We start from the raw sequence: 26,694 nt of genomic DNA on the forward strand, positions 1-26,694 counted from the left end.
CCTCGGCAAAATAGGACGCATCGTGGCTATGCTTCGCTCGTCACGCCCGCCGAGGCAACCCTTACCGGTCCTCCGCAGCCCTCACCTCTCCCCGTGCAAATTCCTCTCCTCCATGCGCGCGAGGAAGAAGAAGCACAAAGCGATGAACATCGCGCCCACCAGAAAAGCCGTGCGGAAGGTCTCGCGCAGCGCTTCCACGCCCGCTCCGGTGGCGACCTCGGCCGCGAGAGCGCCATGGCCGGCGCCGATGACGATCGCGCCCATGATCGCGACGATCAGCGCCGCGCCCAGCTGACGCGAGAATTGCATCACAGCGGTCGCCGTTCCGAGATTATGCCCCGGCGCCGCGCTCTGCACGCAGACCGTCGTCACCGGCAGCATGGCTCCGACGCCGAAGCCGACGATCGCCAGCAGCGCATCGAGCGCGGCGAGCGGCAGATCGGCGAGGAATCGCCGCGCGATGAGCAGTGCGACGAAAGCGAGAACGAGCGCCGTCAGCGGCGCCGCCTTGTAATGGCGCAGGCGGCTGAGCAGCCGCCCCGAGACGGCGGCGCCGGTCACTGTCGCCACGGTCAGCGGGATCAGCGCGAGGCCGGACTGGTCGGCGGAGAGGCGCAGCGCGCCCTCGAAATATATGGGCATGTACATCGTCAGCGCGACGAAGGTTCCGAGCCCGAAGCCGCCCGCGAGAATGGCGTTGCGAATGACGTCGTCGGCCAGCACGGCGAGCGGGATCAAAGGCTCCTCGGCCGTCTTGGTGCGCCAGGCGAAGATCGCCCAGCCGGCGAGCGCCGTGGCGATCAGCGCGAGAATGGGCGACGAGCCCCAGGGATAGCGCACGCCGCCCCAGGAGAGCGCGAGCAGCGAGGCGACAGAGGCGATGATGAGCAGCGCCGCGCCGCCGATATCGACGCGATGCGGATGGCGGCGCAGCGGCAGCCGCGCCAGCTTGAAATAGGTCATGAAGAAAGCCGCGAGGCCGAGCGGCAGATTGATCCAGAAGATCAGCGACCAATGCAGATATTCGGCGAAGACGCCGCCGAGGATCGGCCCGCCGATGCTGGCGCCGGCGAAGACGACGGAGAAATAGGCGAGGGCGCGGCCGCGCTCGCGCACGCTCACGAGATCGGCGATGATCGTCTGCGCCAGCGCGATGAGCGCGCCGCCCCCCGCGCCCTGCGCCGCGCGCGCGATGGCGAGCCAAGTGAGGTTCGGCGACACGGCGCAGGCGAGCGAGCCGAGCACGAAGGTGAAGATGCCGATCAGCAGCATCACGCGCACGCCGTGAATATCAGCGAGCTTGCCGTAGAGCGGCGTCAGCGCGGTCGCGGCCACGAGATAGGCGGTGACGATCCAGGGCAGATGCTCGAAATCGCCGAGGTCCTTGCCGATCGTCGGCAGAGCGGTGGCGACGATGGTCTGGTCCAGCGCCGAGAGCAGCATGGCGAGGCCGAGCCCGATCATGATCTGCAGCATTTCGCCTCGGCTGAGATCGGCGTGCGAGAAGCCGGCGGCGGGCTTGTTCACTTTTGGGGGTCCTCTCCACGAATCGCTGGGCGAAAGCCTGAGCGTGCGAGTATGGCGCCGTCGCGGCCGACGACGATGATCTCGAGCGCGGTCGCCGGATTTGCGAGCGCTGCGGCCGCCGTGTCCCATGCCCGATGCGCGATCGGCGCGGCGAGGTCCACGCCCGCCGCGCGGGCGGTCGCCTGCGCCTCCAGCGCGCTATTGGCGTTTTCGATCGCCGTGCAGAGCGCCTCGCCGGCGCCGGCCGCGCGGGCGATCGCCGCGAGATCGGCGAGATCGACCGAGGAGCGGCTGGAATGAAGGTCGAGCCGGCCCTGCGCCAGCTTCGTCAGCTTGGCGAAGCCGCCGGCGAGGGTCACGCGCGGGACCCTATGCTTGCGCAGATATTTCAGCAGGCCGCCGGCGAAGTCGCCCATTTCGATCAGCGCCTCCTCCGGCAGGCCATAGAGCTTGCGCACGGCGTCTTCCGAAGTGGAGCCGGTGGTCGCGGCGATATGGTCGAGGCCGCAGGCGAGGGCGACGTCGACGCCGCGGTGGATGCTGTCGATCCAGGCGGAGCAGGAATAGGGCACGACGATTCCCGTCGTGCCGAGAATGGAGAGTCCACCGACTATGCCGAGCCGTCCGTTGAGCGTCGAGCGGGCGAGCTCCTCGCCATTCTCGACGGAAATCTCGATTTGCGCGTCCGGCGCCGCGCCCAATTCCGCCGCGGCTTCCGTGATCGCCTGCCGCATCATGGCGCGGGGGACGGGATTGATGGCCGGCTCTCCGGGCGGCAGCGGCAGGCCGGGGCGCGTCACCACGCCGACGCCGGGGCCGGCCGCAAAGCTCACTCCCGCGCCCGCCGGCGCGCGCCGCACCTTCGCGCGGATCAGCGCGCCATGTGTGACGTCGGGATCGTCGCCGGCGTCCTTCACCACGCCGGCCTCGGCATAGTCCGCGCCGCGCGAGAATTGTGCGAGCGCGAAGGCGACGCGCCTCCCGCCCGGCAGGCCGATCTCCACCGGATCGGGCGGCTCGCGCCCGGAGATGAGCGCGCAAAAGGCCGCCCGCGCCGCCGCAGTGGCGCAGGCGCCGGTGGTCCAGCCGCGGCGCAGCGGGGGGTTTGTCGGGTCCGCGTCTGTCATGGGCGACACATAAACCGCATTCTCTCCGCGCGACACTGCGCGCGAGTTGGACTAGAAGAAGCCTCCTCATCCCGAGCAGCGAGACAGGGGGCCGAAATGACGCGCAATCTCCTCGATTTCCACATTCTCCTCGCGCCGGCGGAGGCCGCGGGCGGCGGCTTCTCGCTGTCCAGCCCGGATATCGCCGAGGGCGCGACCATCGATCGCAAATTCGTTTTCGACGATTTCGGCGGGACGGGCGACAATGTCTCGCCACAGCTGAATTGGAGCGAGCCGCCGGCCGGAACCAAGAGCTTCGCGCTCTTCTGCCATGATCCCGACGCGCCGACTGGCGGCGCCGGCTTCTGGCACTGGCTCGTCGTCGATATTCCCGCCTCCGCGCGCGCGCTGGCGCAAGGCGCCGGAGCGGCGGGCGACGCCGGTCTCCCGGCGGGCGCGAAGCCGATCCGCAACGACTATGGCTTTTCCCATTGGGGCGGTCCTTGCCCGCCAGTCGGCGATCCTCCGCATCGCTATGTCTTCACCATCTATGCGCTGAGCGTCGAGAAAGTGGAGGCGCCGGAGGGCGCGACGGCCTCGCTCGTCGGCTTCATCGTCAATCAGAATGTCCTCGCCAAGGCGAGCCTCACCGGCCTCTACGGCCGCTGAGCCTTGCTCGCTGTTCTCGCGGATAATTTGGCGCTCGCCGCGCTCGGTCTCTCGATCGAGGCGGCGATCGGCTATCCGCCTCGCCTCTTCGCCGCCATCGGCCACCCGGTCACTTGGATCGGCGCGTTGATCGCGGCGCTGGATCGCTCGCTCAATCACGATGGCGCGCCGCCTCTGCTGCGCCGCCTCGCCGGCGTCGTCGCGATCCTCCTCGTCGTCGCCATCGCATTCGCCATCGGCTGGCTGCTGCAGGCGGCCTGTCTCGCTCTGCCTTTCGGGATTGTGCCGCTGGCCGTGCTGACCTCGAGCCTCTACGCCCAGCGCAGCCTCTATTCGCATGTGAAGGATGTTGCGGAGGAGCTCGATCGCTCGCTCGAGCGTGGCCGCGCCAGCGTCGCGAAAATCGTCGGCCGCGACGTCTCGCGGCTGAATGAGGCGGGCGTGAGCCGGGCGGCGATCGAAAGCCTCGCCGAGAATTTCTCGGATGGGGTGATCGGCCCGGCGCTCGCGACCATCTTGTTCGGCCTGCCCGGCGTGCTCATATACAAGGCCTCCAATACGGCCGACAGCATGATAGGCCATAGGACCATGCGACATGAAGCGTTCGGTTGGGCGAGCGCCCGGCTGGACGATCTCCTCAATCTCCCGGCCGCGCGCCTCTCTGCGGCTCTCATCGCCACAGGCGCGGCAATGACGGGAGCCTCCCCTCGGGCCGCAGTTTCGACCTGCCTCCGCGACTCGCGCGCGCACACCTCGCCCAACGCCGGCTGGCCGGAGGCGGCGATGGCCGGCGCGCTGGATTTGCGGCTCGGCGGACCGCGCGCCTATGGCGCCCATGAGGTCCACGGAGCCTGGCTCGGCTCGGGCCGTACGGCGGCGACGCCGGCGGATATTCGCCGCGCCTTGCGGATTTTCAGCTGCGCTGCGGCGACGGCGATCTGCGCTTTTGCAGGCGCCGCTCTGATGATGCTCAGTAATTGAGCAGATTAGCTGGTGCTTAGGCGGATGCAGTGAAAAATTTTTGGCGCCTAGCGCAAAACATCACCAGATTTCATTTCAGGAAACCTTGACTATGCTATAATTTCTTTTTTGTGCGTCGCAGCACGGCTCGAAGAGCGGCCGCTGCGCATGAAGGGGAGCGTGGAGAGATGGACCGGATATCGTACCAGTTCTATGAGATGATGCATCTGGCTTTCGCCCCGGCGCGGGCGATGTCGGACGCGACTCTCACGACCTTCAAGAATCCGTTCAATCCCTTCGCGCATACGTCGGTAGGGCGCAGCGTCGCGGCGGCGGCCGAATTGTTCGAGCGCATGACGCGCCGCTACGGCAAGCCGGTCTTCGACCTTCCCGAGACGCTCATCGACGGCGTGGCGACGCCCATCGTCGAGGAGGTGGTGTGGGAGCGGCCTTTCTGTCGGCTGCTGCATTTCCAGCGCGTCTTCCAGGGCGAGGCGCCGCGCCAATCCAGGCTGCTGATCGTCGCGCCCATGTCCGGCCATTACGCCACTCTGCTGCGCGGCACGGTCGAGGCTTTTCTGCCGAGCCATGACGTCTACATCACCGACTGGTGCGACGCCCGCGCCGTGCCGAATGAGAAAGGCGTCTTCGGCCTCGACGATTATGTCGATTATCTCGTCGACATGCTGCGCCTCTTGTCGAAGCGCGACGATGGCGTTCCGCTGCATACGCTCGGCGTCTGCCAGGCGTCCGTGCCGCTCATCTGCGCCATTGCGGCGCTGGATGGCGAGGGCGGCGTCGATGCGCCCGAATCCATGGTGCTGATGGGCGGGCCGATCGATCCGCGCCGCAGCCCGACCGCGGTCAATCGTCTCGCCGTGGAGCGCGGCGTCGATTGGTTCCACCGCAATTGCATCCATTCCGTGCCCTTTCCCCATGCCGGGTTCGGGCGCAAGGTCTATCCGGGCTTTCTGCAGCTCTCCGGCTTCATGGCGATGAATCTCGAGAAGCATGTCGCCGCGCATTTCGACATGTTCAACCATCTCGTCGAGGGCGACGGCGATTCCGCCGAGAAGCATCGCGACTTCTACGACGAATATCTCGCCGTCATGGACCTCGCCGCCGAGTTCTATCTCGAGACGGTCGAGAAAGTATTCATCCGCCACGAGATTCCGCAGGGCCTGCTGCGCCATCGCGGCGAGATCATCGATCTTTCGGCCATACAGCGCACCGCTCTGCTGACGGTGGAAGGCGAGAAGGACGACATTTCCGGCGTCGGCCAGACTTATGCCGCGCAAGAGCTGTGCACGAATATTCCGGACGTCCGCAAGCAGCATTATCTGCAAGAGGGCGTCGGCCATTACGGCGTCTTCAACGGCTCGCGCTTCCGACGCGACATCGTTCCGCGCATCCGCGAGTTTTGCGCGCGGGTGGAGACGCCGCAGGCGTGAGCGAAGCAGCGCACTCTTCGAGATCGGCGGAAACTCCGCGAGTTGGAAGATATGTGAATCTGCGAGCCGCTCGCGGGGCGGGGCGCCTCGCGAAGCGATCCATCGCCGCGGTTCCGCGCCGCCGCCTCACGCAGGCAGCAGCCCCTTGCGCAGATTCTCCCCCGCCAGCGTGATGATGCGGCCGACCGCCGCAGGATCGGCGAGCCAGGCCTCTATGCGCGGATGGCTGAGCTGCGCTTGCGTGCAGCGGCGATAGATCTTGTAGCACTCGGAGAGATAGTACGGCAGCGACACGAATTCGCCGACCTCGCTGGAGAGATGATAATTCTCGAGCTTGAACGTGTAGCTGCCCTGCACGCCGAAATATTCGCCGATCGGCGGATAGATGGGGAATATCTCCGCGCGGCCGAGATCGTCGATCGCGTAATAATCGCCATTGATCGGCGCCGGAGTCGGCAGGCCGGCATGAGCGAAGAATTTCTTGGCGAGATCGAAGAGCACGAATGGCCGCGGATGCACCAGCGAATACATGAACACGCCGCGGCGCGACCAATTGGCGATCTCGCTGGAGAGATCCATGTCGAATTTGCGCTTGCCGGTCTCGACCAGCTCGTTCACGGCGTCGTTCCACACGTCGAAATAGCCGAGCGCCTCGAACACATTGCGATTGAACAGCGCATGAGCCTCCTCCACCGAGAGGCCGCGGCGGAAGGCGAAGACGGCGAGCGCCGAATGATAGGGGCCGACGGGGCCGATGGTCGGCGCATGGCCGCGCGTTTCGTCCAGCAGATAGACGAGATCGGGATGGAAGGCGGAAAAGGTGATCGAGGGAATCATGATCACTTTGTCCAGCAATTCGCACAGCTCCGCCGAGCCGCCGCCGCGCACATGCCCGTGCAGAAACTCGTGACAGAACACATAGTCATAGGTGGCGAGCGTCTTGGCGAGCAGCTTTATGTCGGCGAGCGTCTTGGCGATCGCCGAGAAATGCGAGACGCGCGCGGAAGGGTCGAGCAGCTTCATCGCATAGGCGAGACCGAAAGCCTGGCAATTGCCGATGACGGCGATGCGCGGCCCGGTGAGGCGCGGACCCTTGGAATGGAAGGGCGCGAGCCGCGGCTCGACGAGGTGAGTGTACCAGGAGCGGATGATCTGTCGGTCGATCTGTGACAACATGCGCGGGTAACGCCATTTCGTCGCGGCCCGAAATCGAAGTCGGCGCCGAAGGATGACAAGCGCCCGGTCGCCGTCTATGCTCCCGGCCGCATCGATGAGGCCGCCGCATTCATCCTGTTGCGCCGCGCCGTTTCGCCTTTGCGAGAGCGGACCGCGCGTCTCAGATGAACCCTGCTCGACGAGCCCTGCGGCCGGCGGCTTTCCAGGAGACCGACAATTGGCGGAACATCCCTATAGCTCCCTACCCGACCATCGCTTCTGGCGCAAGGCGGTGACGCAGACGCCGCCCTTCGCGATCGACCCCATTCTCTCCACGCCTTTCAAAATCTCGCTGCGCGACAAGGTGGCGACGGCCGGGAGTTGTTTCGCGCAAGAAATAGCTCAGAAACTGAAGGCGAGCGGCTACCATTATTATCTCGCCGAGCAGCCGCCGGAGGGCATGCCCGCCGCCGAGGCGGAACGGCGCAATTATTCGATGTATTCCTGCCGCTACGGCAATCTCTACACGACGACGGCGCTGCTCCAGCTGTTCGACCGCGCCTATGGGAAGTTCCAGCCGGAGCTCGTGCATTGGCTGCGCCAGGAGGACGGCCGCATCGTCGATCCGTTCCGCCCGAGCATAGAGCCGGACGGCTACGACTCGATCGAGGACATGCTGGCCGAGCGCGAGCGGCATTTCGCCGCCGTGCGCAAAATGTTCGAGACGATGGACGTCTTCATTTTCACCTTCGGCCACACGGAGTCCTGGCGCTGCCATGATGGCGCGGTGCTGCAGCAGGCGCCGGGCGTCGCCGGCGGCGTCTGGGATCCTGCGGTTTTCGACTTCCACAATATGACCGTGTCGGAAGTGGTGCGCGACTTCCTCGCCTCGGTCGATCGCATCCGCTCGGTCAATCCGAATTCGCGCATCATTCTCAGCGTCTCGCCGGTCGGCATCATCGCCACTTACGAGAATCGCCATGTGCTCGAATCCAATTCGGCGATCAAGGCGATATTGCGCGCCGCGGCCGACGAGGTGGTGCGCGCGCGGCCCAATATCGCTTATTTCCCGTCCTACGACGTCGCGACGGCGCCGCCCAATGTCGCGCGCTTCTATCGGGACGACGTGCGGCGCATAAATTCCTTCGGCATCGGCCAGACGATGCGCCTGTTCTTCGACCATTTCACCGAGCGCGAGACGCAGACGGCCAAGATCGAGCCGCTGAAATTCGACGTGGCGGCGGAGGCGGAGAGCAATTCCCGCATCGTCTGCGACGAAGAGGCGATCGAAACCGCGTGAGGCCGTGATCTACGTTTCGCGAAACTAGAGCTTATATATCCTCTGTCGCCGTTCGAACGGAGGATTCGCCTCATGGTCACGGGCTCGCTCGCTCTCGCTGTCGCCGGCGCTTTCACGGGGGCGTCTCTCTATGTCAATTTCGTCGAGCAGCCCGCGCGGCTGAAGCTCGACGACGCTGCGCTCATGAAGGAGTGGGAGACTTCCGATCATCGCGGTTTCGCGCTGCTCGCCGGGCTCTCGCTCCTCTCCGCGCTTCTCGGCTTCGTCGATTACAAGACCTCGGACGATGTGCGCTGGCTCGCCGGCGCGGCGGCGATCATCGCCGCCTGGCCTTTCATGTTCTATGCGGTGTCGCCGCTCGACAATCGCATTCTCGCCCTGATTTCCGCCGAGGACGGCGCCGACGCGCGCAAAGCGATCGTGCTGTGGGGTGAGTTCGAGCTCGCGCTCACCGCGCTCGGCGCATTGGCGACGGCGCTTTTCGTCTTTGCGAATGGCTGATGTGATTTTCCGGCCGAGTCGTTCCGCTTTGTTTCTCCCGGCCGAAGATTCGACACGATGCTCGTCGATCCTCCGTCTTCACAGCAGAAGGAGGATCGACATGACGCGCTCTTTCGCCCGCGAATTTCTGGCGCCTTCCGCCGGGGCGCTGCTCGCCGCCGCAATGGCCGCGAGCCCTGCGACAGGCGCCTCGTCCCATGATCCGCGCCATGATCCGCGCGGCGTTTGGCTGCGGCCGGAAGGCGGCGTGCAGTTCAGCTTCTATGATTGCGAGAACGGCAAGCTCTGCGCCAAGGTCGTAGCGGCGCAGAGCGCCGAGGACCGCTCCGCGATCGGCGCGGTGATCCTGCGCGGCGCCCGGCAGACGGGACCCAATGAATGGTCGGGCCGGCTGTTCAATGTCGACGACGGCAAGACCTATGATGGCTTCATCACTGTCGAGAGCGCGACGCGATTGACGCTGAAAGGGTGCCTCTGGGGCATGTTGTGCAGCGACGAGACATGGACGCGCGTCTCCGCGCCGCCGGCGGCGCACGCAATGGTCGACGATCTGCGATAGGTCTTCGATTCATCGGCGGATCGATTTGATCTCGAAGCGCGCCGGCAGCGCGCCTCTGTCGACGAGAAGATGCGCGGCGACGGAGAGGCGTCGGCGTCGCATCCAACACGAAATAGAAATAAATCTCGTAGTTCGGCGTCCAGCTCGGCTTGAAGAAGGGGCGTGTAATTGGGAGATTTTTAGCGAATGGCTTGAGCGGCGGCGCTTTCGGAGGCGGCGCGGGCGACCTCGGCCGCGAGCGGGCCGATGAGGACGAAGGCGAAGCCCGCCGCGCGCCATTCCACCGCGGCGAGGCCGGGCGCCGTCTTGGGTGGGGCTGCCGGAAGACGCTCGCCGCCGGCGCGCTCGAAATAGAGCGCGGCCGGTCCGCTGGCGGCGGAACGGTAGATCAGCAGGCCGGCGGGCGCGAGCACGCCCGGCACGAGCCGTCCGCCGACGAGCTCGAGCCCGGCGGCGGAAAGATCGGGCAGACGGGCGAAGCCGACGCGCTCGCCGAGCCATGTCGAAAGCTCGGCCTTGCGATCCGCGCCGATCTCCACCGGGCGCGTATCCTGCGCATAGGTTTGATAGGCGAGCTGGGCGTGGGCGAGGAGGCCGGGCGGCTCGATGACGACGCGCTGCGGGGCGGCGGGCGGCGAGGCCGGGCCGGTGAAGGCGAGCAGCGCCGCTCCCGCCACCACCGCGCCGGCGAGCAGCGTCACCAGCGACATGACGATGGCGGGCCGGCGCGGCGGCCTGCGGCTGGTGTCCGAACGCCGCATGGCCCGCAGCGAGGCGCCTTTGCTAGGGCTGAAGCGCGCCCAATTGACGCCGGAGCCGAAGCTGCGCGTCAGGCTCGTGACCGAGGCCGTGCGCAATCCCGAGGGCAGCGGCTCCTTCACCGTCTGGGCGAAGGCTGCGCGCAACGCCGCATTCTGCCGGCGCCAGCCCTCCACCAGCGCGGCGTCCTCGGCGTGATTGTGAAGATGGTCCTCTATGCGCCGGCGATTTTCGGCGTCGAGCTCGCCATCGACGAAACCATGCAGATCGGATTCGTCGACATGCTCCCCGGGGCTCATCGTCGGCTCGTTATTTCACGACGCGCAAATGCGGCCCGGATCGCCGGCCGGCGTCGGCGCCCGGCGACGGATGGCGATCCAGCGCCGTCAGCGCCGAGCGCGCGCGCATCAGCCGCATCAGCGCCACGGGCCGATCGGTGCGGGCGATGCGCGCCACTTCTTCGTAGGTGAAGCCCTCGAGCGCCACGAGCAGAAGCGTCTCCCGCTCCTCGAAAGGCAGATCGGCGAGCCGATGCATGATCGCGGGCTGGCGCAGCGACGGCCGATGCGGGGCGGCGGAACGCAGCCGCCGTTGCGCGGCGTGGGTCAAGGATGCGTAGAGGTCGACGCGAATGTCGAGAACGGCGCCGGGAGCATCGTTCCGCGCCTCGTCCGCCGTGGTCTGCAGCGCGGTCTGCACGAGCTCGTCGGCGAGGTCATTGGCCGCGCCGCAGAGCAGCGCGCGGGCATAGCGGCGCAAGCCCGGCGTGAGCCTCTCCAGAGTCTCCTCGAAATCCTCCGCCTGTCCCATCGCTCGGCCCGTTTCGCGCGGCCCACGACGCCTCGTCCGCGCAGCGCTGGTTCGGTTTGCTGGACACAGATATTATGCCAGTCCGGCGTGATTGACTATCTCCGCGCCCTGAGATTTATGTGTTTTTGTAAGGGGCCGGGGACGCTTCCGGTGGGTCGGCCCGCGCCGATGTCCCGAGCCCGTGTCCCGAGCCCATAGTCCCAAGCCCGCGCGCATCTCGCGCAGCCATCCAACGGCGTTGCCGACAGGCGGCGGAACACCCCGCCTCTCGATCGCAGATTTATGGAACCATCGCTCCCATGTCGCAACCGGAACCGACGTCGAACGGCAATATTTTCAGCGGCGTTCTCGCCGGCAAGCGCGGCCTCGTGCTCGGCGTCGCCAATAACAAGTCGATCGCCTGGGGCATCGCCAAGGCCGCGGCCGACGCCGGGGCCGAGCTCGCCCTCACCTTCCAGGTCGAGGCGCTGGAAAAGCGCGTGCGGCCGCTCGCCGCGGAGATCGGCGCGACCGTCGTCGGCCGCTGCGACGTCTCCGAGCCGGAGACGATCGACGCCGTCTTCGCCGAGGTCGAGAAGCTGTGGGGCAAAATCGATTTCGTCGTCCATTGTCTCGCCTTCTCGGACAAGGACCAGCTCGACGGCCGCTATGTCGACACGACGGCGGAGAATTTCACGCAGTCGCTGATGATCTCCTGCTTTTCCTTCACGGCCGTCGCGCAGCGCGCCGAGAAGCTGATGAAAGACGGCGGCTCGCTGCTCACCCTCACTTATTACGGCGCTGAGAAATGGATGCCGCATTACAATGTGATGGGCGTCGCCAAGGCCGCGCTGGAGGCCTCGGTGCGCTATCTCGCCGCCGATCTCGGCGAGAAGAACATTCGCGTCAACGCCATCTCCGCCGGGCCGATCAAGACTCTGGCGGCCTCGGGCATCGGCGACTTCCGCTATATTCTGCGCTGGAACGAATATAACGCCCCGCTGCGCCGCGTGGTGACGATCGAGGAAGTGGGCGAGACTGCGGTCTATCTGCTCTCGCCCATGGCGCGCGGCGTCACCGGCGAGGTGCTGCATGTCGACGCCGGCTATCATGTCGTCGGCATGATGAATCCGGGCGCCGCGCCGAAAATGGCCTCGCTGCTGGCCCTGCTGCCGCAGCATACGACCGAGGCGAAATAGTCTTCATTCGGTGACGGCCGTCATTCCCCCGATGCGCGCGACATCGCACGATCGGGAAATGCGCAGGCTACGAGCGAATGCCCCGAGCCGCGCTGCTTGATAGCGTATCTCATTTGAGATACGCTATTCGATGAATAGGGGGTAAGCACATGGCCGCGCGCTCTTCCATGTTGCATGTCCGAGTGGACGACGAAACCAAGGAGAAGGCGACGGCTGCGCTCGACGCCATTGGCCTGTCCGTCTCCGAGGCCGTGCGGCTATTCTTGCGTCGAGTCGTGGCGGACCAAGCCTTCCCGCTGGAGCTCAAGGCGCCGAACGCGGAAACGCGTTCGGCCATGGCGGAGGCCGAAGAAATCGCCCGGACTCGCCACGGCCGCTTCGCAACCGCCGGCGAATTGTTTGCCGACCTTGAAAAAGCCCGCGGCGAGTAAGAGAGCGCAGCTGCCTCGTGCGGCAGATTACGCAAAGTCTTTCCTGAAAGATTGGGAACGACTGTCGCGCTCCGGTCGGTTCGATATGCACCGACTCAAAGAGGCCATGTTGCTGCTCATCGCCAACAGCGCCCCACTCGGACCGGAGTGGCGCGACCATCCGTTGAAAGGCGAGTGGAAGGGCTACCGAGAATGCCATATCGGCGGCGATTTCCTGCTGGCCTACAAGGTAGACGACAGCGACGAGGCGGGCCTCATCGTCTTTATTCGCGCCGGCGCTCATGCCGACCTTTTCGACGAGTAGCCGGCGTGTCCATCGATGGTTCATAACGCGGCGTCGCAAACGCTCATTAATGCATACTCGGACCGCGAGCTTTCAGGCTCGCATCGCTCCTTCAGCGGAACTTCACCGTGAGATCCGTGCCGACGGCGCTGGTCTCCGAGCTCGGCCCCTGATCGGAAATGATCATCGAGCCGCCGAGCCATAGGCGATCGGCGATTTTCTGGCGCACCTCGTCGGAGAGCTCGATGCGATCCAGAGCGTCGGCGGCGCTGGAGGCCGCGCCGAGTGGAGCGGCGCTGCGCTGCTCTTCCACCATGCCCTTTTTCTTATGCGAGGCGCGCGCCTCGGCGATGCGCGGCGGCATGGAGAGAACCGACCATTTCAGCGCGCCGTCGCCGCCGGCCGCGGTGGCGATATAAAGATGCGAGCCGAGCGGGCGCTCCGGCTCGCGGACAGTCGCCGGCGCCTCGAAGATCGGCGTCAGCCCTTGGCGCACATAGATGCGCTGATTCTTCTTGCTCACCAGAATGGAGATCGGCGCGGTCCGCAATTGCGCGTCCTTCTCCGCCTTGGCGGCGGCGGCGGCGGCTTCGGCCGCCTCGCGCGAGCGGCGGACGGCCTCGACATGTTCCGCGTCGCTGGAGTTGTAGGCGGTCCTGGCGGCCTCGAGCCGCGTCCTGGCCTCGGCGAGGGTGGCGTCCGCCTTGGCCCTGGCCGCTTCGGCGGGGCTGGCGCCGTCGCTGGCGGACAGCTCCGGCTTGGCGGTCGCCACTTCCTGCCGCTTGGCGGCGACGCTGTCGGCGGCCTTGGCGGCGGCTTCGGCCTTGGCGCGGGCTGTGGCTTCGGCGGCTTCGGCGGCTTTCAGCTCCGCCGAGGCGCGCACGGCCTCCAGTCGCTTGGCGTTCAGCGCGGCGGAGGCTTCGGTCGCGGCCTTGGCGGCGGCGGCCGCCTCCGCCGCGGATTTTACTCTCAGCTGCTCGGCGTAGCGGCGCGGATCGATCAGCGCAGCGGCGCCGCCGTCGGCGAAGCCGTCGCGCAGCCCGGCGTCGGCGAGCGCCGCGGCCGAGGCTTCCGTCGCCGAGCGCATTTTGGGCGTCGGCAGCGCCGGATGCGCGATTTCCGTCGGTGAAAGATCATAAGGAGCGATGACGACGCGCTCGCCGATGCGGGTCATGCCCCACAGCTTCTGCGCGAAGGCGCCCGGCAGGCGAATGCAGCCATGAGAGGCCGGGTGGCCGGTCACATGGCCCGTATGCATGGCGACGCCGGACCAGGTGATGCGCTGCATGAAGGGCATGGGCGCGCCGGCGTAGAGATTGGAGCGGTGGAAACGCTCGCGCCCGAGAATGGTGAACATGCCTTCCGGCGTCGGATGGCCGGGCACGCCGGTGGAAATGACCGAGCGGTCGACGAGGCCATTGTGATTATAGATCGAAATATGCTGCCCGCCGAGCGACACGACCGCGAACAGCGGCCGCGCGAGGCTCACGGTCTCGGCGGCCGGCTTGGCTTCGGCGGATTTCGCGCGCTTGCCGCGCTTGCGCGGCGCCGGGGCCTCGGCGTCGGAATTGGCGGAATAGCCGATAGCGGCGGCGGGTCTCGCCTCGAGGGCGAGGACAGTGGCGGCGACGCTCGCGGCGCAGACCGCGGAAAAAGCGCGAGCGCAGACCCTGCGGCTGCGGGCGACAGCTGCGACTTCCGACATGACGCGAAAACTCCTGACACACACGAACTCATTGCTCGAGCAAATAACGCTCTGTCTCGAAGTGGACAGAGCCTCGCCCTCGCCTGCATTGCTCTTATTGGTTAACGATCGGCTGAAATCTATGCGCCCGCGCACTTTACGAAGAATTGCGGGGAATTTTCCTTTTCGCCGCCATAATGTCTCGAGGCCGTTCGCCGCTTTCCCCCGCCGCGCGCTCGGGCGCGCGAGGCGCGCGCCTTATCTGTCGCCGCAGAGACATCGGAGAAAAAAATGGCGGCGACCAAATTTCGAAATGCGCTGGGGCGGCTCGCGACGCTGCCGCTCGTTCTCGCTCTCTCGCTCGCGCCGGCTCGCGCCTGCACCAGCTTTCTGCTGAGAGCGGCGGATGGCTCGGCGGTCTATGGGCGGACGCTGGAATTCGGCTTTCCGCTCGAATCGGAGGCGATCGTCATTCCGCGCCATCACGCCGCGCGGGCGAGCGGGCCGGAGGGCAAGCAGACCTGGGGCTGGAAGTCCCGTTATGCGATCGCCGGGCTCAACGCCTTCGGCTTGCCGGTCGTCGTCGACGGGATGAACGAAAAGGGCCTCGCCGGCGGCATACTCTATTTTCCGGGCTTCGCCTCCTACGCCGACTCGAAGACCGCCGACCCCGGCCATGCGCTCGCCCCTTGGGATTTCCTCACCTGGGCGCTGGGCAATTTCGCCAGCGTCGCGGAGCTGCGCGAGGCGCTGGACACGATCGCCATCGTCGATGTCGTCCAGCCGACGCTCGGCATCGTCCCGCCTTTCCACTACACGCTGCACGACGCCGGCGGCGCCTCGCTGGTGGTCGAGCCGAGCGGCGGAAAGCTGAAAATCTATGAGAATCCGCTCGGCGTCGTCACCAACGCCCCGTCCTTCGACTGGCATCTCACCAATCTGCGCAATTATGTGAAGCTCTCGCCGGTCGATGCGCCGTCGCTGAAGATCGGCGACGAGAGCTTCGCCCCGCTCGGCGCCGGCTCCGGCCTGCTGGGCGTTCCGGGCGATCCGACGCCGCCGTCCCGATTCGTCCGCGCGGTGGGGCTCGTCCTCTCCGCCGAACCGCAGAAGGACGCCGCCGGCGAAGTGCGCCTCGCCGAGCACATCCTCAATAATTTCGACATTCCGATGGGGCTGGTGCGCGTGTCGCCCAAGGAGACGTCGCGCTTCGAATATACGCAATGGTCGTCGATCGCCGATCTCTCGGGGCGCGTCTATTATGTGAAGAGCTATGACAATCAGGCGCTGCGCAGCATAGATCTGACCAAATTGGAGCTCGAAGGGCGCAGCGTGCGGGCGGCTCCTCTGCGGCCCTCGCTGCGGGCGGCTCCGGTGGAATTCCCCAAGCGGTGACGCCTCCGGCCGGGCGCGGACGAAGGCCGGCCGGCCGCCCTTTTCTCGAAATCCCGCTCGCGGCGTCGAGAACGCCTTGTCATGGGGGAGGCTTTTTGTTAGACGGGCCGCCTGCCGGCGCTTTGGTTTCGACCAAGGAGCCCCGGCGCGGTCGTGGCGGAATTGGTAGACGCGCTAGCTTGAGGTGCTAGTTGGGCAACCAGTGGAGGTTCGAGTCCTCTCGACCGCACCAAGCCTCTCGTTGCGGAGGCTTCTCATCGTTCGGCTTTCGACGCGAGGCTCCGGCCGCGCATCGCTCTGGACCGAGCGAGAGCCCCCTTTTTCCAGAAAAAGACCGGCGCGCCATGGCGACGGGATAGACATGTCCGCGCGCTGCCGGAGCAGCGCCTGCGGCGCCGTTCGGCCGAAAGCGGCCTCGAAAAATCCGGTTGGGATCGAAAAATGTCGGGTCGCGCATTCGGTTTGGACAGATTGCTGAAAATTTTCGACCGCAAGACGCAGACATTCGATCGTTATGTCGACGCGCTCCCGACGCATCAGAACGCCATAGACGCCATTCCGGGGTGGAGCACCGCTTTCCCCGAGGCTTTCGGCGTGACGGCGGGAATCGTCCCGACCTATTACGACCAGCGGATTTTCTGGGCGATCGACTGTTTCGGCGCGCTCGAGGGGCGCGAGGTGCTGGAGCTCGGCCCGCTCGAGGCCGGCCATACTTATATGCTGGAGAATGCGGGCGCGCAGGTGGACGCCGTGGAGGCCAATCAGCTCGCCTTCATGCGCTGTCTCGTCGCCAAGGAGATTTTGGGCCTGCGGAAGGCGCGCTTCTGGCTCGGCGATTTCGTCAAATGGCTCGAGCAGACCGACAAGAGCTATGATCTCATCGTCGCCTCCGGCGTGCTCTATCATCAGCACGATCCGCTGCGGCTGCTGGAGCTGATCGCGCAGCGCGCCTCGGCGGTCTTCATCTGGACGCATGTCGTCTCGGAGGCGATGCCGGTCTCCGATCCGCGCCGCAGCGTGATGGCCGATGTCCCCGAGGAACATTCCTTTCACGGCGTCGTCGTGCGCGCCTATCCGCGAAGCTATGTGAAGACGCAGTCCAATCCGGCCTTTTGCGGCGGGATGCGCGACGATCATCGCTGGCTCGACAAGGACGATCTCATCGCCGCGCTGCGGGCGCTCGGCTTCGACGATATTCGCACCAACCACGACGAACCCGACCATGTCTACGGCCCGGCCGTCTCGATCTTCGCGCGCAGGTCATAGTATGAGGCGAGCGGATCGGCGAGGCGGGATGGCGAGATGAGAGTGCTGCTGCTCGGCGGGTCCAACGCCGGCGTCTATTTCGGCTGGGCCGCCCAATTGCAGGGCCTCATGCCGGCACATGAGATCGTCAACCGCTTTCTCGGCGCCGTCGGCTCGCTCTATGGGCTCTCGCGTCTTCAGGACGCGGAGCGCCGCGGCGAGCCCGCGCCCGATCTCGTCGTTTTCGAATATGCGCTCAACGACATGATCCTGCTGGATGCGGGCTTCGTCACCACGGCGCTGATTCACGATGCGCTCGCCGGCGTCGCGCAGTTTTGCGCGCTGCGCGGCGTGCCGCTGCTGTTCTTGTGCCTGCATCCGCGCCCGAGCGGACGCGCGCGCGTCGCGTCCAATGTTCGGCGCGTCGAGCGCATCTATCAGCGCGTCGCCGAGGCCCATGGCATGGCGCGCTGCCCGACGCTGGAGACGATCCTCGGGCGCGTGCGTCCCGAGGATTTCGTCGATCCGCATCATCTGACCGCCGAGGCGTCGCTGCGCTGCGCGAAAGTCGTGGCCGACGCCGTCTCCGGCGGCCGCATTCGCGTTCCACGCGCCGGCCGCCTTCATCCGCCCTCCATCGATTACGTCCCGGCGAGCGCGGCCGAGTCCTCGGGCCGCTGCCGCCGCATCGAGATCGCATCGACGGTTTTCTCCGGGAGCTTTCTCGAGCTCGCCCGGCCCGGCGCGAGCCGCTGGCCCGGTCGCGGCCGGCTCGCCGGGCTGCTGCTGCGCTCCACGCAGGACAGCGGCGTCTATCGCGTCGCGGCCGGCGGGCGGGCCTATGCGCGGACCGCGCAATCGGACATGCGCGAAATCGTGCCCAATCTCATTCTTCTCCATTACTCCCGCCGACGCCCCTGGGCCGAAAGCGATCTCGAGGTCGCCATGCCCGACGACGAGAGCGCCCTCGCGGCTCTGCCCCAGGAACCGACGCTGCTGCCGGCGGAGCCGGGCGCGCCCTTCGGCGATCAGACGCTCCAGATCGCCGGAGCCGTTTTCTGGCGTCCGTCCTTCTGGCGGCGCTGGCTGGCTTTTCTCTTGCTCCGTCTGAGTTTTACAAAGCAAAGCTCAAGATAGGCCAGGTATTTCCGTCCTTCTCGGCCAAGCCGCGACCACAATTGGGCGGCAGTGTCCGCCGCGCCGATGCGACGAACCAGAGAGAGGCGCCGCCATTCATGTCCGACGAGACGAGTGACCATACTGTCGATCTGAGCGACCCTTCCGAATATGAGGATATCGTCTCTCAGCGCGCTATCGCCTTCTGCCACCTCGCCAAAGTCGCCGATTCCGTCCGCGACGAGCAGGTCAAGGAGCAATGCCTCATCATGCTGCGCAAGCTCAACGCCAGCATTAGGGCGCCCTCCACCGCCGAAGTGCGCGCCATCGACGGCGGCCAGTTCTGAACGCCTCAGCGCTTCAGGCGGGACGCGATCGCCTGCTGCGCCTCGGCGAGGCGCGCCTCCAACGCCCGCAGCCGCGGGGGCTCCGCAATGGCGGATTCATAGTCTTCCGCCGCATCGCCGAGCGGGAAGGCGCCGATGGCGCGCGACGCGCCTTTGAGCGTATGGGCGAGATCGAGCCGAGCCTTGTCGGAGGCGGCGGCGGCGAGCTTGCCGCTGAATTCGGCGGCCTGGGTCGCGAACAGCGCCAGCAACTCGGCTTCGAGCGCGACGTCGCCCATGGTCTGGCGGGAAAGATGCGCCCAGTCGATCGCCGCTCTCGAATTCTCCGGGCCGGCGCCATCCGTCATTCTACGTCTCCGATCGGTCTCTGCGGGAAAAGCCATGCTTTTCCTGTGGATTGCGCCGCGCCCGCGCAACGGGCCGCGGCGAATGCGCTCGCCGGGTCCGATGGGGCGTCGTATTCTCATACGAATCAATTCAATGTAAGCATTGCTTCGGTTTTCCGGCCAGGCTCCAGATCGCCGGTTGTGCTCCGCTCCAGGCCGGAGCCGAAGCATCTTCCTCCAATCGCGTTAACGACGATTTCGTTTGGCCGCCGACGCCCGTTTCATTTGCGGGCCGACGGCGGTAATATTTGGTTAATCTTTTCTGCTCGATGTGAACGGCAAAGTAAGGTGAGCGGCGTCATAAAGCGGAACCATGACCGCTCGGAGAGGTGACGATGGCGAAATCGGGCAAGCCCCAGGACGCGGCTATCGCTGCGCTGTCGGCGGTCGAAGAGGCGTTGAATCTGGGCTTGGAGTCCAGCGCCGAGGCCGTGACGGAGGCGGGCGAGAAAGCCGCGTCGCCGGCCGACAAGGGCGCCGAGCCCGCGGATAAGGGCGTGGCGAAGGGCAAGGGCCAGAGCCAGGGCGAAGGCAAGACCGCGCCCGGCTTCAATTTCAGCTTGCCGTCGCGTCGCCAGGACGGGCGCGAGGCCGCGTCTCGCCCGGCGGAAGGCGTCGCGCCGGCGGCCGCTCGCGGCTCGGCCAAGCCTCCGGTCGCCCCGGCCGGCGCGCCGGCCAATGACGATCGCCAGACGATCGGCGAGCTGCGCGCCGCGTTGCAGGTCCGTCCCAACACCGCCATTCTGGGCTACACTTTCCTCTCCATCGCCGCCTGGGCGGCGCTGTGGACTCTCTTCGTCTATTTCAATCAGGGCGAGATTCTCGATCGCGAGAACGGCTCCTTCCTCGCGCCCAAGCCGGTGCTGACGCTGCTGGCGCTTCTGGCGCCGATCGTCTTCATCTTCGTGACCGGCGTGATGGCGCGCCGCGCCCATGAGATGAAGCAGGTCGCCAATTCCATGGCCGAGGTGGCGATCAGGCTGATCGAGCCGGAGACCATCGCCACCGAGCAGATGGTGACGCTCTCGCAGGCGATCCGCCGCGAAGCCGCCTCCATGGGCGACGGCATAGAGCGCGCGCTGGCGCGGGCCAGCGAGCTCGAGATCATCGTGCGCACCGAGGTCTCCAATCTCGAGCGCTCCTATTCCGAGAACGAGCGCCGCATTCGCGTGCTCATCGACGAGTTGACCCGCGAGCGCGAGGCGATTCTCGTCAACGCCGACAACGCCCGCACGGCCTTGCTCGGCGCGCGCGAATCGCTGTCGGCGGAGCTGCAATCGACCTCCTCCCATCTCGCCGAGACGGTGAGCGAGGCCGGCGGCCGCGTGACCGCCGCGCTCGGCTCCAAGGGCGAGGAGATTCGTCTGGCGCTGGAGCATGTCGGCGACGGCTTCAATTCCACGCTGTCGACGCGCGGCGAGGATATGGTTCTGCGTCTCTCCACCGCCGGGGAGACGATCGCCGCCAGCCTCAATCTGGCCTCCGAGGAGGTCACGCGGCGCTTCTCCGACGGCATAGCCGAGGCCGACCGCAAGCTCCAGGAGCGCGGCGAGGCGCTGGCGAGCGATTTCGAGAGCCGCGGCGCCTTCGTCGTCGAGCGGCTCGATTCCATCGGCGGCCATCTCGTGCAGGCGGTGGGCGAGCGCGGCGAGAGCTTCGTCGATCGTCTCGCCGAGACGAGCGGGCGAGTCGACGAGGCGATCGAGACGCATGGCGGCGCGATCGAGCGTTCGCTGCTCGCCGCCTCCGAAAATCTCGCCGCCCAGCTCGCCGACAAAGTGGCGGCGACGGAAACGGCGTTCAAGTCCGCGGGCGACCGCCTCGCCGAATTGCTGGAGGAAACGCGCGAGCGCGCCAGCGGCGAGCTCGCGGCGCATGGGGCCGGCCTCAACGAGCGTTTCGCGCAGTCTCTGGCCGACAGCGCCGGCGCTTTCACCGAGCAGGCCGAGGCTTTGCACGAGCGTTTCGCCGCTGTGGCCGGAGAGGCGATCGCCGCCATCGCTTCGCATGGCGACCGCGTCACCGAGACTTTGGCCGATCGTCTCGGCGCCTTCGAGGAGAATGTCGTTGTCCAGGGCGGCGAGATCGCCACGCGCCTCGCCGAGCAGAGCGAGCGCATCGGCGCCGCGCTGACGCAGGGCGTCACGGAATTCGAGCAGAGCGTGGCGCTGCGCAGCGCCGATGCGACGGCGCGTCTCGCCGAAGAAGGCGCGCGTCTCGGCCAGACGGTGGCGGAAGGCCTCGCCGTCTTCGAGGAGCGCGTCGCGGGCCAAAGCGAGGACGCCGTCTCGCGGCTCGCCGCCCATGGCGAGGCGATCGGCGCCGCAGTGGCGGAGGGCCTCGCGGCTTTCGAGGAGCGGGTCATCGGCCACAGCGAGGAAGTGGCGACGCGTCTTTCCACCCGGGGCGAGGAGATCGGCACGGCGGTCGCCGCCGGCCTCGCCGCTTTCGAGGAGCGCGTGGCGGGTCGCAGCGAGGAAGCGGCCGAGCGTCTTTCGACGCGGGGCGAGACCATCGGCGCCGCCGTCGCGGCGGGCGTCGCGGCCTTCGAGGAGCGCGTCACCGGCCACAGCGAGGATGTGGCGGCGCGGCTCGTTCTCCATGGCGACGCCGTCGGCGCCGCAGTGGCGGAAGGCCTCGCCGCTTTCGAGGAGCGCGTCGTCGGCCATAGCGAGGATGTCGCCAATCGTCTGGCGTCGCATGGCGATACGATCGGCGCCGCCGTCACCGAAGGTCTCGCGGCCTTCGAGGAGCGCGTCGCCGGCCAGAGCGAGGATGTCGCGGCGCGGCTCGCGGCCCATGCGGACGCCATAGGGACGGCCGTCACCGAGGGGCTCGCCGCTTTCGAGGAGCGCATTTCCGGCCAGAGCCTCTCGGCCGCCGAACGTCTCATCGAGGAAGGCGCGCGCATCGGCCTTTCGGTCTCGGAGGGGGTCGCGGCTTTCGAGGCGCGGGTCATCGGCCACAGCGAGGCGGTCGCCGATCGTCTCGTCGGCCATGGCGACGGCATCGTCGCGGCGGTGACGGAAGGTCTCGCGGCTTTCGAGGCGCGAGTCGTCGGCCAGAGCGCCGAAGCGACGGAACGTCTCGCCGCCCATGCGGAGGCGATCGGCTCGACCCTCTCCGAGAGCCTCGCCGTTTTCGAAGAGCGCGTCCTCGGCCAGAGCGAGCAGGCGGCCGAGCGCATCGTCGTCCAGGGTGAGGCGATCGGAGCCGCCGTCGCCGAAGGTCTCGCGGCCTTCGAGGCGCATATCGCCGGCCAGGGCGAGGATATCGCACAGCGTCTCGTCGCTCACGGCGATTCGATCGGCGGCATCGTCACCGAAGGGCTCGCCAAATTCGAGACGCGCGTGCTCGGCCAGAGCGAGGAGGCCGCGGCGCGGCTCACCGCTCATGGCGACGCCATCGGCCTCGCCGTGGCGGAAGGCATCGCCGCATTCGAGGATCGGCTCTCGCAGCAGCACGAGGCGACTCTCTCCACGCTCGAGGAGCAGAGCGAGCGCGCCACGGCGGCCGTCGCCGGCGGGCTCGAGGCTTTTCGCGAGGCGGTCGTCCAGCAGAGCGAGGAGACCGCGACGCGCTTCCTCGATCAGGGCGAGAAGATCGGCCATGCCGTCGCCGAAGGGCTCGCCGCTTTCGAGGAGCGCATCGCCGGCCGCAGCGACGAGACCGTCTCCCGGCTGGTCGAGCGCGGCGACGAGATCGGCGCCTTTCTCTCCCAGGGCCTCGCCGCCTTCGAGGAGACGGTGGTGCGCCATGGCGACGAGGTCGCCGCCCGCGTCGCCGAAAATTCGGATCGCATCGCCACTGTCCTCTCCGAGCGGCTCACCGCTTTCGAGGACCAGGTCGTGCGGCAGAGCGGCGACGTCGTCGCCCGCGTCACCGAGCAGGCGGAATGGGTCGACGGCGTGCTGGTCGGACGGCTGGACGCGCTGGAGGAGGCGACCGCGCAGGTTTCGCGCACGCTGGACGAGACGCGGAGCCGCGCCGAGGCGGCCTTCGCCGATGGCGGCGCCGCGCTCGAGGCCGGCCTCGCCCAGGGCGTCGCCGATGTGGCGACGACGCTCGCCGAGCAATCGGCCGCGCTGCAGGAGCGTTTTGCCGCCACGGCCAGCGAGGCGGCTCTCGCCATCGCCACACAGGGCGAGCGCATAGAGGAAGCGCTGACCGCGCGCATCGCTGCTTTCGAGGCGATGGCGATCGATCAGGGCGGCGCGCTGGCTGCGGCTCTCGCGGCCGGCGGCGAAGGGCTCTCGCGCGATGTGGCCGACCGCCTCGTCGCGCTCGACGAGACCTTGCGCGGCCATTCCGAGCGGCTGGCGGAGCAGATCGGCGAGCATTCGCAGCTTCTGGCGGCGGAGCTCACCGAGCGTCTCACCGCGGTCGATTCCGCCATCGTCAACGAAGGCGCGGCGCTGGTGGCGGCCATCGCCGCCAATGGCGAGGGCTTCACCCGCGACGTCGGCGAGCAATTGGCCGCCTTCGACGAGGCGCTGCGCAATCGCGGCGGCGAGCTCAGCGCGCAGATCGGCGAGCATTCGCAGCTTCTGGCGGCGGAGCTCACCGAGCGTCTCACCGCGGTCGATTCCGCCATCGTCAACGAGGGCGCGGCGCTGGTGGCGGCGATCGCCGCCAATGGCGAGGGCTTCACTCGCGACGTCGGCGAGCAATTGGCCGCTTTCGACGAGGCGCTGCGCAATCGCGGCAATCTGCTGGCCGAGCAGATCGGCGAGCATTCCGATCAGCTCGCGGCGGCGCTGGCCGAGCGGCTGTCGGCGGTGGACACCACCATCATCGATCAAGGCGGCGCGCTGGTCGCGGCGCTGGCGGCCAGCGGCGACGGCGTCGCCCGCGGTGTGGAGGAACAGCTCGCGGCCTTCGACGAGCGGCTGCGCCATCAGGGCGGCGAGCTCGCCGCACAGATCGGCGAGCGCTCGCAGCAGCTCGCCTCGGCGCTGGCCGAAGGGCTTTCGGCGGTGGACACCACCATCGTCGATCGCGGCGGCGCGCTGGTCGCGGCGCTGGCGGCGAGCGGCGACGGCGTCACGCGCGGGGTGGAGGAGCAGCTCGCGGCTTTCGACGAGCGGCTGCGCCATCAGGGCGGCCAGATCGCGGCGCAGATCGGCGAGCATTCGCAGCAGCTCGCGGCGGCTCTGTCGGAGCGGCTGGCGGCGATCGACGCCGCCATCGTGCAGGAAGGCGGCGCGCTGGCCGATCGTCTGGCGGAACGCGCCGAAGAGATCGCGGCACGCATCGGCGATCAGTCGCAGCGACTGTCGGAGGATGTCGGCCAGCGGCTCGCGGCCATAGACAAGACGATTTCCGGCGACGGCACGGCGCTGGTCGAATTGCTCGGCGCCCGCGCCGAGGAGATCGCCGCGGTCATGTCGTCGAAGATCGAGAGCTTCGAGACCGTCTCCAACTCCCGTACGCGGCAGGCCGCGGACCGCATAGACGCGCTGGTCGGGCGCGTCGATTCCGGCCTCGACTCGGCTGGCAAGGCCTTTCAGGAAACGCTCGCCCGTCACGCCGTCGAGGTGGCGCGCGCCATGGGCGAGGGCGGCCGCGAGGTCATTCGCTCGCTCGACGAGAAGGTCAAGGACATCGACGCGGTGCTGCTCGCCCGCTCGACCCAGCTCACCGAGACGCTCTCCTCCAAGGCGGAAGAGATCAATTCCACGCTCGGCGGCCGCGCGGAAGAAATCGCCGGCACGCTGGACGGACGCATCGGCGTCTTCGAGAACAATGTCGTCGGCCGTCTGGACGCGGTCTCCGGCGAGATCGGCGAGCGCAGCCGCGTCGTCGTCGAGACGATCAACGCCCGCATCGAGGAGATCAACGCGACCCTCGCCTCGGCGCGGCGCGATCTCGACACCACTCTGCACGCCCGCACCGGCGATCTCGGCCAGGCGCTGACCGAGCGCGTCGGCGAGATCAGCTCGACGCTGGAGCAGCGCCTCACGCAGATCCAGACGACGCTCGGCGATCGCGGCGGCGAGGTGACGCGCGAATTGGCCAATGTCGGCGAGCTGGTCGCCCATGCGATCGAGAGCCGCGGCTCCGCCATCGTGCAGCATCTCGGCGAGAAGCGCGTCGAGCTGGCGGCGGCGATCGACCAATCGGCGGAAGAGCTGAAGAAAGCTCTCGCCGACGGCGCCGGGGGTTCGGTGCGCGCGCTGCTCGACGTCAATGAGAAGCTGCGCGCCGAGCTGCCCGAAGTGCTCGACCGGCTCGGCGAGACCAATTCCTCGCTGCAGACGATCATCTCGACGGCCGGCGGCAATCTCGCCAATCTCGACAGGGAGCTCGGCGGTAAGCTGCGCGAGTTCCAGGGCGCGATCGAGACGGTCGGACAGCATATCGCGCAGATCGGCGAAGTGTCGGGCGGCGTCATGCGCGACGCCGGCTCGGTCGTCGGCGCGATGGAGACGCATCAGCAGAGCCTGACGCAGAGCGCCGAGCGGCTGGCGCAGAGCCAGTCCGAGCTCGACGCCGCGCTCGACGCGCGCCGCCTCTCGCTGGAAAATCTCGTGCTGCTGGTCGAGGACAAGCGCCGGGATTTCGAGGAGGCGGTCGCCAATTTCTCAGGCCTCGTCGAGCAGAATTTCCGGCGGGTCGAGGAGCGCGCCCGCGACGTCGGCGGCTTCATCGCCCAATCGACGCAGGAGACGGCCGATCTCGTCGACGAGCGCTTTTCCGCCGTGCGCGACGCCGCCTCTCGGGAACGCGAGGAGACCACCGCGGCGCTGCGCTCGGCCTATGAGCAGGCCAATGAAGAGCTGGCCGATATCTTCGGCCGGGCGACGGAGAAATTCGCGGCCGCGGCCAATGAGATCCGCGGCATGTCCGCGCAGATTCAGAGCGAGCTGGAGCAGACCCGCGCCGAGCTGCGACGCGGCGCACAGGAATTGCCGCGCGAGACGGCCGAGCAGGCCGCCGCGCTGCGCCGCGTCGTCGGCGAGCAGGTCAAGGCGCTCAACGAGCTGACCGACATCGTCGCGCGCTCGGGCCGCGCCTATGACATCGCCGAGCCGGCTCCGGCGCCCGCCGCTCCGGCGCGGCGCGGCTTCGAAGCGCCGGCTCCGGCCGCCGTCGCGCCGGTTCCGCCTGCGCCCCCGGCTGCGCCGGTCGTGGCTCCCGCCCCGCGCGCGCCCGAGCCGAGCTGGGCCAGCCGCGCCCCGCGCGAGGAGGCGCCGCGTAGCGCGAGGGCCATTCAGCCCGCGCCGCCGCCCGCTCCCGCGGCGCGGCCCGCGGCCTCCGCCACGGAGGACGGCTGGCTCTCCGATCTCTTGGCGCGCGCCTCGCGCGACGAAGCGCCCGCGCCGCGCGTGAGCGCCGCCCCCGGGAGAGCCAAAGCCTCCGGCGCGCTGGACAATCTGACGCTCGATATCGCCCGCATGGTCGATCACGCCGCGGTGGGCGAATTCTGGGACCGTTTCCAGCGCGGCGAAAAAGGCCTGTTCACCCGCCGGCTCTACACGGCGCAAGGGCAGCAGACCTATGAGGAAATCCGCCGCCGCTATCGCGTCGACGCGGATTTCCACGCCACCGTCGATCATTACGTCCAGGAGTTCGAGCGGCTCGTCGCCGAGACCAGCCGCAATGATCGCGACGGCGCGCTGACGCGCGGCTATCTCACTTCCGACGCCGGCAAGGTCTACACCATGCTCGGCCATGCGGCGGGGCGTTTCGAGTAGCGAATCTTCGCCGCCGGCGCCCAAGAGTTGGGCGCCGGCGATATTTCGTCCTATCGCGGATCTCGTGTCTCGTCGGTCGGCGAGACGCGCGACCGGCGCAAACGCGCCATTTCTTGTTCCATTTCGACAAAATTT

The 26,694-nt window shown here is 67.5% G+C and carries 21 protein-coding genes and 1 tRNA gene; 15 read left to right on the top strand and 7 right to left on the bottom strand.

Going from position 1 to position 26,694, the window contains the following annotated elements:
• Nucleotides 1-81 precede the first annotated feature (81 nt).
• Together FMZ75_RS03430 and FMZ75_RS03435 are read right to left on the bottom strand one after the other, a co-directional pair.
• Nucleotides 82-1,527, bottom strand: a complete 1,446-nt coding sequence (locus tag FMZ75_RS03430) for an MFS transporter (protein ID WP_166141321.1) — start codon at nt 1,525-1,527, stop codon at nt 82-84.
• Complete coding sequence (locus tag FMZ75_RS03435; protein ID WP_166141322.1) at nt 1,524-2,654, bottom strand: cobalt-precorrin-5B (C(1))-methyltransferase; 1,131 nt, start codon at nt 2,652-2,654, stop codon at nt 1,524-1,526. The genes FMZ75_RS03430 and FMZ75_RS03435 overlap by 4 nt, the downstream gene beginning before the upstream one ends.
• 96 nt (nt 2,655-2,750) lie before the next feature.
• On the opposite strand from FMZ75_RS03435, the gene FMZ75_RS03440 reads away from it, so the two are divergent.
• The 3 genes from FMZ75_RS03440 (at nt 2,751) to FMZ75_RS03450 (ending at nt 5,713) form a co-directional block, all read left to right on the top strand.
• The gene (locus FMZ75_RS03440) at nt 2,751-3,302 is read left to right on the top strand and encodes a YbhB/YbcL family Raf kinase inhibitor-like protein (RefSeq protein ID WP_207783265.1); all 552 of its coding nucleotides are present in this window, start codon (nt 2,751-2,753) and stop codon (nt 3,300-3,302) included.
• Between the two features lie 3 nt (nt 3,303-3,305).
• Nucleotides 3,306-4,283, top strand: coding sequence for an adenosylcobinamide-phosphate synthase CbiB (cbiB, locus tag FMZ75_RS03445; RefSeq protein ID WP_166141323.1), 978 nt, complete (start codon nt 3,306-3,308; stop codon nt 4,281-4,283).
• Between the two features lie 167 nt (nt 4,284-4,450).
• A complete protein-coding gene (locus FMZ75_RS03450; RefSeq protein WP_166141324.1) occupies nt 4,451-5,713 on the top strand; it encodes a polyhydroxyalkanoate depolymerase in 1,263 nt (420 codons plus the stop codon).
• A 126-nt stretch (nt 5,714-5,839) separates the two neighbouring features.
• Here the strand turns inward: FMZ75_RS03450 and FMZ75_RS03455 are convergent, their stop codons facing one another.
• Nucleotides 5,840-6,889 carry a WcbI family polysaccharide biosynthesis putative acetyltransferase gene (locus FMZ75_RS03455; protein WP_166141325.1) on the bottom strand — a complete coding sequence of 350 codons (1,050 nt, stop codon included), beginning with the start codon at nt 6,887-6,889 and terminating at the stop codon, nt 5,840-5,842.
• 217 nt (nt 6,890-7,106) lie between these two features.
• On the opposite strand from FMZ75_RS03455, the gene FMZ75_RS03460 reads away from it, so the two are divergent.
• The 3 genes from FMZ75_RS03460 (at nt 7,107) to FMZ75_RS03470 (ending at nt 9,228) form a co-directional block, all read left to right on the top strand.
• Entirely contained in the window at nt 7,107-8,168 is a 1,062-nt protein-coding gene (locus FMZ75_RS03460) for a GSCFA domain-containing protein (protein ID WP_166141326.1), read from the top strand.
• A gap of 72 nt (nt 8,169-8,240) precedes the next feature.
• Entirely contained in the window at nt 8,241-8,669 is a 429-nt protein-coding gene (locus tag FMZ75_RS03465; RefSeq protein ID WP_166141327.1) for a DUF1772 domain-containing protein, read from the top strand.
• A 100-nt stretch (nt 8,670-8,769) separates the two neighbouring features.
• On the top strand, nt 8,770-9,228 hold the full coding sequence (locus tag FMZ75_RS03470) for a DUF2147 domain-containing protein (RefSeq protein ID WP_166141328.1): 459 nt from the start codon (nt 8,770-8,772) through the stop codon (nt 9,226-9,228).
• Nucleotides 9,229-9,407: 179 nt separating this feature from the next.
• Here the strand turns inward: FMZ75_RS03470 and FMZ75_RS03475 are convergent, their stop codons facing one another.
• Together FMZ75_RS03475 and FMZ75_RS03480 are read right to left on the bottom strand one after the other, a co-directional pair.
• The gene (locus FMZ75_RS03475) at nt 9,408-10,286 is read right to left on the bottom strand and encodes an anti-sigma factor (RefSeq protein WP_142862860.1); all 879 of its coding nucleotides are present in this window, start codon (nt 10,284-10,286) and stop codon (nt 9,408-9,410) included.
• Between the two features lie 10 nt (nt 10,287-10,296).
• On the bottom strand, nt 10,297-10,797 hold the full coding sequence (locus tag FMZ75_RS03480; protein WP_166141329.1) for an RNA polymerase subunit sigma-24: 501 nt from the start codon (nt 10,795-10,797) through the stop codon (nt 10,297-10,299).
• Between the two features lie 299 nt (nt 10,798-11,096).
• Here FMZ75_RS03480 and fabI point away from each other — a divergent pair, with 299 nt between their 5' ends.
• The 3 genes from fabI (at nt 11,097) to FMZ75_RS21475 (ending at nt 12,710) form a co-directional block, all read left to right on the top strand.
• Nucleotides 11,097-11,975, top strand: coding sequence for an enoyl-ACP reductase FabI (gene fabI / locus FMZ75_RS03485; RefSeq protein WP_166141330.1), 879 nt, complete (start codon nt 11,097-11,099; stop codon nt 11,973-11,975).
• Nucleotides 11,976-12,124: 149 nt separating this feature from the next.
• Nucleotides 12,125-12,406, top strand: a complete 282-nt coding sequence (locus FMZ75_RS21470) for a type II toxin-antitoxin system RelB/DinJ family antitoxin (protein WP_142862858.1) — start codon at nt 12,125-12,127, stop codon at nt 12,404-12,406.
• Nucleotides 12,375-12,710, top strand: coding sequence for a type II toxin-antitoxin system YafQ family toxin (locus FMZ75_RS21475; protein WP_166141331.1), 336 nt, complete (start codon nt 12,375-12,377; stop codon nt 12,708-12,710). Before FMZ75_RS21470 ends, FMZ75_RS21475 begins: the two co-directional genes overlap by 32 nt.
• Before the next feature lie 91 nt (nt 12,711-12,801).
• Here the strand turns inward: FMZ75_RS21475 and FMZ75_RS22045 are convergent, their stop codons facing one another.
• Nucleotides 12,802-14,394, bottom strand: a complete 1,593-nt coding sequence (locus tag FMZ75_RS22045; RefSeq protein WP_207783267.1) for a L,D-transpeptidase family protein — start codon at nt 14,392-14,394, stop codon at nt 12,802-12,804.
• A gap of 270 nt (nt 14,395-14,664) precedes the next feature.
• On the opposite strand from FMZ75_RS22045, the gene FMZ75_RS03505 reads away from it, so the two are divergent.
• The 5 genes from FMZ75_RS03505 to FMZ75_RS03525 all read left to right on the top strand — a co-directional run bounded on the left by FMZ75_RS03505 (nt 14,665) and on the right by FMZ75_RS03525 (nt 18,476).
• Nucleotides 14,665-15,768: a choloylglycine hydrolase family protein gene (locus tag FMZ75_RS03505; protein ID WP_166141332.1), complete on the top strand. Its 1,104-nt coding sequence runs from the start codon at nt 14,665-14,667 to the stop codon at nt 15,766-15,768.
• A gap of 147 nt (nt 15,769-15,915) precedes the next feature.
• Nucleotides 15,916-16,000: transfer RNA gene (locus FMZ75_RS03510), tRNA-Leu, on the top strand.
• 209 nt (nt 16,001-16,209) lie between these two features.
• On the top strand, nt 16,210-17,034 hold the full coding sequence (locus FMZ75_RS03515; RefSeq protein ID WP_166141333.1) for a bifunctional 2-polyprenyl-6-hydroxyphenol methylase/3-demethylubiquinol 3-O-methyltransferase UbiG: 825 nt from the start codon (nt 16,210-16,212) through the stop codon (nt 17,032-17,034).
• A 36-nt stretch (nt 17,035-17,070) separates the two neighbouring features.
• Entirely contained in the window at nt 17,071-18,150 is a 1,080-nt protein-coding gene (locus FMZ75_RS03520; RefSeq protein ID WP_166141334.1) for an SGNH/GDSL hydrolase family protein, read from the top strand.
• A gap of 98 nt (nt 18,151-18,248) precedes the next feature.
• On the top strand, nt 18,249-18,476 hold the full coding sequence (locus tag FMZ75_RS03525; RefSeq protein WP_108915616.1) for a hypothetical protein: 228 nt from the start codon (nt 18,249-18,251) through the stop codon (nt 18,474-18,476).
• A 5-nt stretch (nt 18,477-18,481) separates the two neighbouring features.
• Here the strand turns inward: FMZ75_RS03525 and FMZ75_RS03530 are convergent, their stop codons facing one another.
• Complete coding sequence (locus tag FMZ75_RS03530) at nt 18,482-18,823, bottom strand: Hpt domain-containing protein (protein WP_108915430.1); 342 nt, start codon at nt 18,821-18,823, stop codon at nt 18,482-18,484.
• Between the two features lie 374 nt (nt 18,824-19,197).
• Here FMZ75_RS03530 and FMZ75_RS03535 point away from each other — a divergent pair, with 374 nt between their 5' ends.
• Nucleotides 19,198-26,559: an apolipoprotein acyltransferase gene (locus tag FMZ75_RS03535; protein WP_166141335.1), complete on the top strand. Its 7,362-nt coding sequence runs from the start codon at nt 19,198-19,200 to the stop codon at nt 26,557-26,559.
• Nucleotides 26,560-26,694 lie beyond the last annotated feature (135 nt).

It is taken from the genome of Methylosinus sp. RM1 (genome assembly GCF_011378635.1).
GTDB classification, from domain to species: Bacteria; Pseudomonadota; Alphaproteobacteria; order Rhizobiales; family Beijerinckiaceae; genus Methylosinus; species Methylosinus sporium.